The following is an 8,727-nucleotide window of genomic DNA, read 5'->3' as shown; positions in this document are numbered from 1 at the left end:
AGTGGGGCGAATTATAGAGACTCAGAATCTGCCGTCAACACTTAATTTGAGTTTTCTATCAACCTTAGGAAAACGCCGCTTCTATATAGACGCGAACGCAGCGAGTGCGCACTATATTGCCCAATACACCAGCTACCTTCTCGGATGATGCCTCGCAATGAACGACCAACCCCGCAGCCTTGCCTCAACCCTGTTCCCGGTTGGCCTTCTATTAATAGCCATGGCATCAATCCAGTCCGGCGCCTCGCTGGCCAAAAGCATGTTCCCCATCGTTGGCGCTCAAGGCACGACAACTCTGCGCCTGATCTTCGCCAGCATCATAATGCTGTTACTGCTCAAACCCTGGAGAGCGAAGCTGACGGCAAAGTCGCTACGCACAGTGATTGTCTACGGGATGGCCCTAGGCGGCATGAACTTCCTGTTCTATATGTCATTGCGCACTGTTCCGCTCGGCATTGCCGTCGCCCTGGAGTTCACTGGCCCACTGGCAGTCGCCATCTATGCCTCACGTCGCGCGATCGATTTTCTTTGGATAGTTCTGGCGGCCATCGGATTGCTGTTACTGATACCGACCGGCGCCACCGAAGCGGGTATCGATCTGATCGGTGCAGGCTATGCGCTGGGAGCTGGCGTTTGCTGGGCACTGTACATTCTGTTCGGTCAAAAGGCCGGCGCAGATAACGGCGTGACTACTGCGGCGCTTGGCGTGATGATCGCAGCCCTGTTCGTCGCCCCCATCGGCATCGTCCATGCCGGAAGCGCACTGCTGACACCCGCATTGATCCCGATCGCGATCGGGGTCGCGATCTTGTCCACAGCCCTTCCCTACACACTGGAAATGATCGCTCTCACCCGCATGCCCGCCCGCACCTTCGGCACGCTTATGAGCATCGAACCGGCCTTTGGCGCACTGTCGGGCCTGCTATTTCTTCAGGAATACCTTTCTTTGTCACAATGGATGGCGATCCTGTGCATTATTCTGGCCTCCGTCGGTGCGACCATGACTATGGGCAGCACTGCCAAACCCGCGATCGCGGCAGATTGAAACGGGATTGAACGAAGATCTGGCATTTGGCGCTCATTTAGGCCATGTTTAGCCTCGCAACCCAATGCCAGACATGGATTTTTTCGGATAGGGACATCAGAACGCTTCAAGCGAGAGCGCATACAGGCAGACCCGAGCGCCAGACTCGAGGCCGCCATAAGGACGGTAATGAAACGAATTTTGATACTGATCGCCATACTCGCCATTGCAGGCTGTGCGGCGACGTCGAAAACCCAGGTCAAGCATGGCAAGAAGGGGCTGCACATCAACTGTTCGGGGCTATCCTCCTCTTGGGACAAGTGCTACACCAGCGCCGCAAACTCTTGTGCACCGAAAGGCTATAAGGTCATCGCAAAATCAGGTGATGCCGTGGAGGAGCCGGGTGATTACCCCTTCGGCCTCAATCCTGCCGGTTACACCAGCCGCAGCATGATCGTCATCTGCAAATAGGCCGCCACTATTGCGCTCGCGTAGCGGCGAGCTGGTTCCCGATCTCTTCATGACAGGAACTCAGCACCCGCTGCTGAATTTTTGGCGACGCCAGCATACGCGCCACCACCAGCGCCCCGACACATTGCGACAGAATCGCCCAGGCCAGGCTGTCGCTTTCCAGAATCTGCGCCCAACTTTCCTGAAGCTTACAAATCCACAGTTCGGCCTGTTCTCGCACAACAACATCCGACCGCGCAATCTCGGCGCCCAGTGCAGGCAATGCGCAGCCCAGCTCAGGTTGCTCGACATGAGCCATGTTCAGATACAGTTTCAGGCATCGCTCCAGCCGTTCCCGATCTTGCGGACCCTGCCCGCCCAAGCGTTCCAGACTCTGGCACAACTCGCGCTCGACGATAGCCGCAAACAACGCGTCCTTGGACGAGAAGTGGCTGTAGAACGCCGCTCCACTCAGGCCGATCGCCTTCATCAGTCCATCGACACCCATTGATGAGAACCCGTTTCTTTTCGCAGAAAGCGAACTGCTTTGCAGGAGTTTCTCTTTCGTTTCCAGCTTGTGACCGGCGGAGTACCGCATGTATTTGTCCCCACAATTGAGTGCCTTGACGCTCAGCGGATCCTAGCATAACGTTCGTTCACTTAACGATCGTTTACTAAAGGGATCCACCCATGAATAACAAGAAGGTCGTATTGGTTGTCGGTGCAGGTGATGCCACGGGTGGCGCCATCGCCAAGCGCTTCGCCAAGGAAGGTTTCATCGCTTGCGTCACGCGCCGCAGCGCCGACAAATTGCAGCCGCTGGTGGAAGCCATTCAGGCGGACGGCGGGGAAGCCCACGGGTTTGCCTGCGATGCACGTAAGGAAGAAGACGTGATAGCGCTGATCGAAGATATCGAAACCCGCCTGGGCCCGATTGAAGCATTCGTTTTCAACATTGGTGCCAACGTTCCTTGCAGCATCCTCGAAGAAACCGCCCGCAAGTATTTCAAGATCTGGGAAATGGCCTGTTTTTCCGGATTCCTCAATGCCCGCGAAGTCGCCAAACGGATGGTGACCCGTAACCGTGGCACCATCCTGTTCACCGGCGCGACTGCAGGATTGCGCGGTGCCTCAGGCTTTGCCGCATTCGCCGGGGCCAAGCACGGTATTCGGGCTCTGGCACAGAGCATGGCCAGGGAGCTTGGCCAGATGAACATCCACGTCGCCCATGTCGTGGTCGACGGCGCCATCGATACCGACTTCATCCGCGACAACTTCCCCGACAAATACGCCACCAAGGATCAGGACGGTATTCTCAATCCCGACCATATCGCCGAGAACTATTGGTATCTGCATAGCCAACCCCGGGACGCCTGGACGTTCGAACTGGATCTGCGTCCATGGAATGAGCGCTGGTAATTCCCCTCCCCGATAACAAAAACAGAGTGCAGCGAACATGAGCAAAACCGTGGAGTTTTATTTCGATCTCGGCAGCCCCGCCACCTACCTGGCCTATACCCAGCTACCAAGGATCTGCGCCGAAACCGGCGCTCATCTGATCTACATTCCGATGTTGCTGGGCGGCGTCTTCAAGGCCACCGGCAACGCATCGCCGGCAATGATCCCGGCCAAGGGTCGTTACATGTTTCAGGACCTGGACCGCTACGCCAAACGCTACGGCGTGCCCCTGAAATTCAACCCGCATTTCCCGATCAATACCCTGATGTTGATGCGCGCAGTCACCGGTATTCAACTGCGTCATCCCGATCGCTTCCAGACATTCATCGATTGCCTGTTTAAAGCGCTGTGGGTTGAAGGCCGTCCTCTCGATGAGCCGGCAACCGTTGCCGCCGTGCTGACCGAACATGGCTTCCAGCCTGAAGAGGTACTGGCATTGACCAATGATGAAGCAGTCAAGGCTGCACTCAAGAACAATACCGAAACCGCCGTGAAGCGTGGCGTCTTCGGTGCGCCGAGCATGTTCATCGACAACCAGTTGTTCTTCGGTCAGGACCGGCTGGACTTCGTGGCGCAAGCCCTTCGCTAAATCTCCACCACCAGACGCCCCTGAGCTGCCTTCGTTGCCAGCAGCTCATGGACTTCCCCGGCAGTTTCCAGCGTAAACCGACGCGGATCGAGCAACGGGCGCAATTGGCCGGACTCAATCAAGGCAGCAGCCTGTCGCAGGATCTCGCCATGATGCTCACAGCCTCGGCCGGTCAGTAACGGCAGCAAGGTGAACACTCCCGAATACGTGGCCCCACGAAACGACAACGGCGCCAGACTGTGCTGCCCCCAACCGAGACAGCTCAGCACATGCCCGCTATAGATCCGTGCTGCTTTGAAGGATGCGTCCAGCGTCTCGCCGCCGACCGTGTCATAGACAATGTCGAACCCTTCCCCCGCCGTGAACCTGGCGACATAGTCCTCCACCGAGTTCTCTCGATAATCAATGAACGTCGCACCGTAGCCTTCGATGATCGATCGTTGTCCCGCAGAACCCGTGGCATAGACTTCAGCACCGAATGCACGAGCCAGTTGAATGGCCACATGCCCGACACCGCCCGCACCACCGTGAATCAACACGTTGTGCCCCACCCCCACCCGAGCCCGATCCACCAGACCTTCCCAAGCGGTGATCAGTATCAATGGCAAGCTTGCGGCCTCACGTGAGCTGAGGTTCAAAGGCTTACGCGCCAGCAGTCGTGCGTCCACCACTGCAAACTCGGCCAACGATCCTTGCGCGCCGCCAATGCCCGTGGCTAACGCATACACCTCATCGCCCGGCGCCCATCCCTGCACGCCCTCACCCACTGCTTCGATCACACCAGCCAGATCCAGTCCCAACACTGCCGGCAACGGTTGCCGGGCATGGGCGGCCTGCCCCGCACGAATTTTCAGATCGAGCGGATTCACACCGCTGGCCTTGATCCGCACCAGTACCTGTCCAGCCCCAGCCACAGGCCGTTCCAGGGAAACCAAGCGTAACGGCCCATTGGCCTGGTCCACCATCAGGGCTTTCATGTTCAGTGAGTCAGTCATTTCGGTCATTCCTGTCGGAGAAAGTGAAACCATGTTCCCGCAACAGGCCTATGCCGATAAGAAGCCAAATGACTATAGTAAGCATGCCGAATTGGCATGAATGAGGCGCTTTATGGACAAGCTAAACGCAATGGCCATCTTCGTCCGGGTAGTCGAACGCGGCAGTTTCTCTGCCGTTGCCCGGGAACTGCACACCACCCAGCCGACTATCAGCAAAGTCCTGCGCGCCCTTGAAAATCAATTGGGCGGCAAGCTGATTGCCCGTAGTACGCGCAAGTTGTCACTGACCGATGAAGGTCAGCGGTACTACAACGAATGTCGAAATATCCTCGCAGCCGTGGATGCCGCCGAGCAGCGTTTCCAGTCCGGCAGGGAAACCGTGGCCGGTTCTCTACGAATCGGCTCATCCGTCAGTTTCGGCCGTTTGCAGATTGCCTCGCGACTGGCGGATTTTCTGCAACGCTATCCTCAGGTGCAGGTCGACCTGCAACTCAGCGATCAGAATCTGGATCTGGTCAGTGAAGGCCTGGACGTCAGCCTGCGCATCGGCGATTTGAACGACAGCGGCATGATCGCCCGACGCATCGGCACCACCCACCGGCTCACAGTGGCGACGCCCGATTACCTGCGACGCCAAGGTCACCCACAATCACCTCAGGATCTCGCGCAGCACAACTGCCTGCAATTCAACCTGCTCAGCACTCAGAACCTGTGGACCTACGAGAAGGATGGCCAACATCACGACGTACGCATCCAGGGCAATGCCCAGAGCAACAACTCCGAAGCGATCCGCGAAATGGTCTTGGGAGGACTTGGGATTTCGCTGTCACCGGTCTGGCTGTTCAGCGAGGATTTGAAGGCCGGTCGGGTGATCGCCCTGTTGCAGGACTACCAGACCCGATCATTGCCGATACACGCCGTGTCCCCGGTGAACCGTCGCCAGTCCGCCAGGGTCAACGCGTTTGTCGACTTCATGACCCGGGCGCTGGCTGCAGCGCCCGAGCTTCAACCGATCAGATAGCGGCAGTACGCGTCTTCAACCATTCCAGTGCCGCGCCATCAAGCAGCGGGCTCAGACGCTCGCGCACTTCGGCGTGATAGGCGTTGAACCACTGTTTTTCTTCCTGCGTCAGCAACGACGGTTCCAGGCAACGGGTATCGATCGGGCACAGGGTCAGGGTTTCAAACTTGAGGAACTCGCCGAATTCGCTGCTTCCCGCTTCAACGTTCATCGCCAGGTTCTCGATCCGCACACCCCAGCGGCCCGGACGATACGTGCCCGGTTCAATGGAGGTGATCATCCCCGGTTGCATGGCAGTCTGTGGTGCTGGCGCCGCCTGATAGGCAATCACCTGCGGACCTTCGTGAACGTTGAGGAAGTAACCCACGCCGTGGCCGGTGCCGTGGCCATAATCCACGTTCTCGGCCCAGATCGGCGCGCGGGCAATCGCATCCAGCAGCGGCGACAGAATGCCTTTAGGGAAATGGGCGCGGGATAACGCGATCACGCCTTTCAGGACGCGGGTGCAGTCGCGTTTCTGCTCTTCGGTTGGCGTACCGACCGCCACCATCCGCGTGATGTCGGTAGTACCACCCAGATATTGGCCACCGGAGTCAATCAGCAACAAGCCGTCACCCTCGATCACCGCGTGCTCTTCCGGGGTGGCGTGGTAATGCGGCATCGCACCATTGGCGTTGAATGCGGCAATTGTGTTGAAACTCAGCGACACATAATCCGGACGACGCTCACGGGCTGCCGTGAGTTTTTCATCGATGGTCAGCTCGGTTATGCGCTCGCGCCCCCAGGCCGATTCCAGCCAGGTGAAAAACTCGCACAGCGCCGCGCCATCCTGCTCCATCGCCTGACGAATATGGGCGGCGTCTGCCAGGCTCTTCTGCGATTTGGCCAGTGTGGTCGGGTTCAGGCCTTCGACCAGTTTCACGCCACTGTCGAGGTTGTCCAACAGACCGCTGGTCACCCGCGCCGGATCCACCAGCAGGCTCGCGCCACTCGGAATCGCACGCAGGGCATCAGCGATTTCGCTGTAGTCACGCACGGTCACGCCGTCTTTTTCCAGCACGGCACGCAACTCTGCATCGACCTTACTCAGTGCGACAAACAGCGTGGCCTGCTGCTGGCTGATCAGCGCGAAAGAAACGAATACCGGGTTGAACGACACATCGCCGCCGCGCAGGTTGAACAGCCAGGCGATGTCGTCGAGGGTGGCGATGAAATGCCAATCGGCGCCGCGCTCCTGCAGGGTTTCGCGCAGTTTGGCGAGTTTCTCGCCACGGCTGACTGTCGCCTGCGGTGGCAGGTGCTGGTAGATCGGCGCATTCGGCAGCGTCGGGCGATCGCTCCAGACTTCTTTCAACAGGTCGATGTCGGTACGCAGACTGGCGCCCCGCGCTTCGAGCTTGCTGCCCAGCGTACGCGCCGACGCAACCGCCATCACCGCACCGTCAACCGCGACCACGCCACCTTCCGGCGTCTGTTCGGCGAGCCAGTCCAGCGGGCTCGGCTGACCCGGTTGCAGTTTCACCAGTTCGATGCCGCTGCCCTTGAGTTCCTTGGTCGCCTGTTCCCAGTAGCGACTGTCGGCCCAGACCCCGGCGAAATCGGGGGTGACAATCAATGTACCCACTGAGCCATGGAAACCCGACAACCATTGCCGGCCCTGCCAGTAACCCGGCAGGTATTCCGACAGGTGCGGGTCGGCGGACGGCACCAGCAACGCGTGGATTCCTTCGCGGCGCATCAGTTCACGGGTGTGCGCGAGGCGCTGGGGAACCGTTCCATCGGTCAAAGTCTGGGTACTCATCATGTCTCCTGCCAATCACTTCATCGTTATTGTTCGGTGCCGTTCCAAGACGGCGAGTTAAAGCCTTGTCGCCCAGAATGCCGGAGCACTGGCGCAGGCGGTCTTGATCAGTTCTACAGCCTTGTCGACGTCTTCGGCAGTGGTGAAACGGCCGAGGCTCAGGCGAATCGTGCGCGCCGCCAGATGCGCATCGTGCCCCAGTGCCAGCAAGACGTGGGACGGCGCGTTGCTCGCGGAATTGCAGGCCGAAGTCGCGGAAAACGCAATTGAATGACTCAGCGCCGCCGGGTTGAACTCGCCTTCGCTGAAGGTCAGGCTCAAGGTGTGCGGGATACGTTGAGTACTGCTGCCGTTGAGGCGCACGCCGGGCAGGCTCAACAGTTGTTCAAGCAGACGTTCGCGCAGCGCGACGATGGTTTTCTTCTCGTCATCAAAAGCTTCGGCAGCCAAGGCAAACGCCGAGCCCATGGCAGCAATCTGGTGAGTCGCCAACGTACCGGAACGCAAGCCGCCCTCGTGGCCACCACCGTGAATCTGCGCCTGCAAGCGCTGTTGCGCACGCGGGCCGACGTACAGCGCGCCGATGCCTTTGGGGCCGTAGAGCTTGTGCGCCGAAAACGACATCAGGTCCACCGGCCATTGCGCCAGATCGATCGCGACCTTGCCCGCGCCCTGAGCCGCATCGACGTGGAACAAGGCCCCGCGCCCACGCACCACTTCGCCGATGGCCGGGATGTCGTTGACGGTGCCGAGCTCGTTGTTGACCAGCATCAGCGATACCAGAAAGGTGTCATCGCGCGTCGCTTCGCTGACTGCTTGCGGGGTGATCAGGCCTTCGGCGTCCGGCACCAGATAGGTCACGGCGACACCGGCGTCCTGCAATTGCCGGGCGGTATCGAGAATGGCTTTGTGTTCGATCTGACTGGTGATGATGTGCCCGCCGGACACACCACGGGCCTGGGCCACGCCTTTAAGGGCAAGGTTGTTGGATTCGGTAGCGCCGGAGGTCCAGACAATCTGCTGTGCCTGAGCGCCAACCAGTTCGGCGACTTGTCGCCGAGCGTTCTCGACCGTTTGTCGGGCTTGTTGGCCGAAGGCGTGGGAACTGGAGGCCGGGTTGCCGAAGTTACCGTTGAAGCCCAGACACTCGGTCATCACCTGGATGACCCGCTCGTCCACCGGGGTGGTGGCGGCGTAATCGAAATACAGCGGACGTGTGTTCATAAAAAGACTCGCAGAGCGTGTTCCGGGATCAGGAAGCTCGTGTCTACAAACGGCACGGCGCAGCCTTGTGAGCTGCGTCCGGGTTCGAGAGCGCCATCAATACCTGATCGGATGCCGTTAAAGAAGAACAACTTCATTTAAAAGTGCGTAGGAACGCTCCTGAGC

General features: G+C 59.1%; 9 protein-coding genes. 5 read left to right on the top strand and 4 right to left on the bottom strand.

The window, feature by feature from the left end; all coding sequences use genetic code 11:
• Positions 1-157 precede the first annotated feature (157 nt).
• Together rhtA and CAF73_RS24925 are read left to right on the top strand one after the other, a co-directional pair.
• Positions 158-1,045 (top strand): threonine/homoserine exporter RhtA, encoded by an 888-nt coding sequence (gene rhtA / locus CAF73_RS24930; RefSeq protein WP_085704503.1) that lies wholly within the window; start codon positions 158-160, stop codon positions 1,043-1,045.
• A gap of 168 nt (positions 1,046-1,213) precedes the next feature.
• Positions 1,214-1,495, top strand: coding sequence for a hypothetical protein (locus CAF73_RS24925; RefSeq protein ID WP_085700151.1), 282 nt, complete (start codon positions 1,214-1,216; stop codon positions 1,493-1,495).
• Positions 1,496-1,502: 7 nt separating this feature from the next.
• On the opposite strand, the gene CAF73_RS24920 is transcribed toward CAF73_RS24925, so the two are convergent.
• Complete coding sequence (locus CAF73_RS24920) at positions 1,503-2,072, bottom strand: TetR/AcrR family transcriptional regulator (RefSeq protein ID WP_085700150.1); 570 nt, start codon at positions 2,070-2,072, stop codon at positions 1,503-1,505.
• A 92-nt stretch (positions 2,073-2,164) separates the two neighbouring features.
• On the opposite strand from CAF73_RS24920, the gene CAF73_RS24915 reads away from it, so the two are divergent.
• Both CAF73_RS24915 and CAF73_RS24910 read left to right on the top strand, forming a co-directional pair.
• The gene (locus CAF73_RS24915; protein WP_085700149.1) at positions 2,165-2,893 is read left to right on the top strand and encodes an SDR family oxidoreductase; all 729 of its coding nucleotides are present in this window, start codon (positions 2,165-2,167) and stop codon (positions 2,891-2,893) included.
• Positions 2,894-2,930: 37 nt separating this feature from the next.
• Positions 2,931-3,521 (top strand): 2-hydroxychromene-2-carboxylate isomerase, encoded by a 591-nt coding sequence (locus CAF73_RS24910; protein WP_085704501.1) that lies wholly within the window; start codon positions 2,931-2,933, stop codon positions 3,519-3,521.
• On the opposite strand, the gene CAF73_RS24905 is transcribed toward CAF73_RS24910, so the two are convergent.
• Positions 3,518-4,516, bottom strand: a complete 999-nt coding sequence (locus tag CAF73_RS24905) for a zinc-dependent alcohol dehydrogenase family protein (RefSeq protein WP_085704499.1) — start codon at positions 4,514-4,516, stop codon at positions 3,518-3,520. The genes CAF73_RS24910 and CAF73_RS24905 overlap by 4 nt on opposite strands.
• Before the next feature lie 112 nt (positions 4,517-4,628).
• Here CAF73_RS24905 and CAF73_RS24900 point away from each other — a divergent pair, with 112 nt between their 5' ends.
• Positions 4,629-5,537 (top strand): LysR family transcriptional regulator, encoded by a 909-nt coding sequence (locus CAF73_RS24900; RefSeq protein WP_085704497.1) that lies wholly within the window; start codon positions 4,629-4,631, stop codon positions 5,535-5,537.
• On the opposite strand, the gene CAF73_RS24895 is transcribed toward CAF73_RS24900, so the two are convergent.
• Complete coding sequence (locus tag CAF73_RS24895) at positions 5,530-7,338, bottom strand: aminopeptidase P family protein (protein WP_085704495.1); 1,809 nt, start codon at positions 7,336-7,338, stop codon at positions 5,530-5,532. The two genes, CAF73_RS24900 and CAF73_RS24895, sit on opposite strands and share 8 nt — an antisense overlap.
• Positions 7,339-7,395: 57 nt before the next feature.
• Complete coding sequence (locus CAF73_RS24890; RefSeq protein WP_085704493.1) at positions 7,396-8,562, bottom strand: aminotransferase class V-fold PLP-dependent enzyme; 1,167 nt, start codon at positions 8,560-8,562, stop codon at positions 7,396-7,398.
• Positions 8,563-8,727: the final 165 nt, after the last annotated feature.

It is taken from the genome of Pseudomonas sp. B15(2017) (genome assembly GCF_002113215.1).
In the GTDB taxonomy this organism is placed as follows: Bacteria; Pseudomonadota; Gammaproteobacteria; order Pseudomonadales; family Pseudomonadaceae; genus Aquipseudomonas.
The sequence above is the reverse complement of the archived record's forward strand: the minus strand, read 5'-3'. Positions and strand labels throughout refer to the sequence as shown.

Coding starts and splice junctions, on each gene's coding strand:
- CAF73_RS24915 (WP_085700149.1), top strand. CDS start 2,165: ATGAATAACAAGAAGGTCGTATTGGTTGTCGGTGCAGGTGATGCCACG.
- CAF73_RS24905 (WP_085704499.1), bottom strand. CDS start 4,516: ATGACTGACTCACTGAACATGAAAGCCCTGATGGTGGACCAGGCCAAT.
- CAF73_RS24920 (WP_085700150.1), bottom strand. CDS start 2,072: ATGCGGTACTCCGCCGGTCACAAGCTGGAAACGAAAGAGAAACTCCTG.
- rhtA (WP_085704503.1), top strand. CDS start 158: ATGAACGACCAACCCCGCAGCCTTGCCTCAACCCTGTTCCCGGTTGGC.
- CAF73_RS24925 (WP_085700151.1), top strand. CDS start 1,214: ATGAAACGAATTTTGATACTGATCGCCATACTCGCCATTGCAGGCTGT.
- CAF73_RS24895 (WP_085704495.1), bottom strand. CDS start 7,338: ATGAGTACCCAGACTTTGACCGATGGAACGGTTCCCCAGCGCCTCGCG.
- CAF73_RS24900 (WP_085704497.1), top strand. CDS start 4,629: ATGGACAAGCTAAACGCAATGGCCATCTTCGTCCGGGTAGTCGAACGC.
- CAF73_RS24910 (WP_085704501.1), top strand. CDS start 2,931: ATGAGCAAAACCGTGGAGTTTTATTTCGATCTCGGCAGCCCCGCCACC.
- CAF73_RS24890 (WP_085704493.1), bottom strand. CDS start 8,562: ATGAACACACGTCCGCTGTATTTCGATTACGCCGCCACCACCCCGGTG.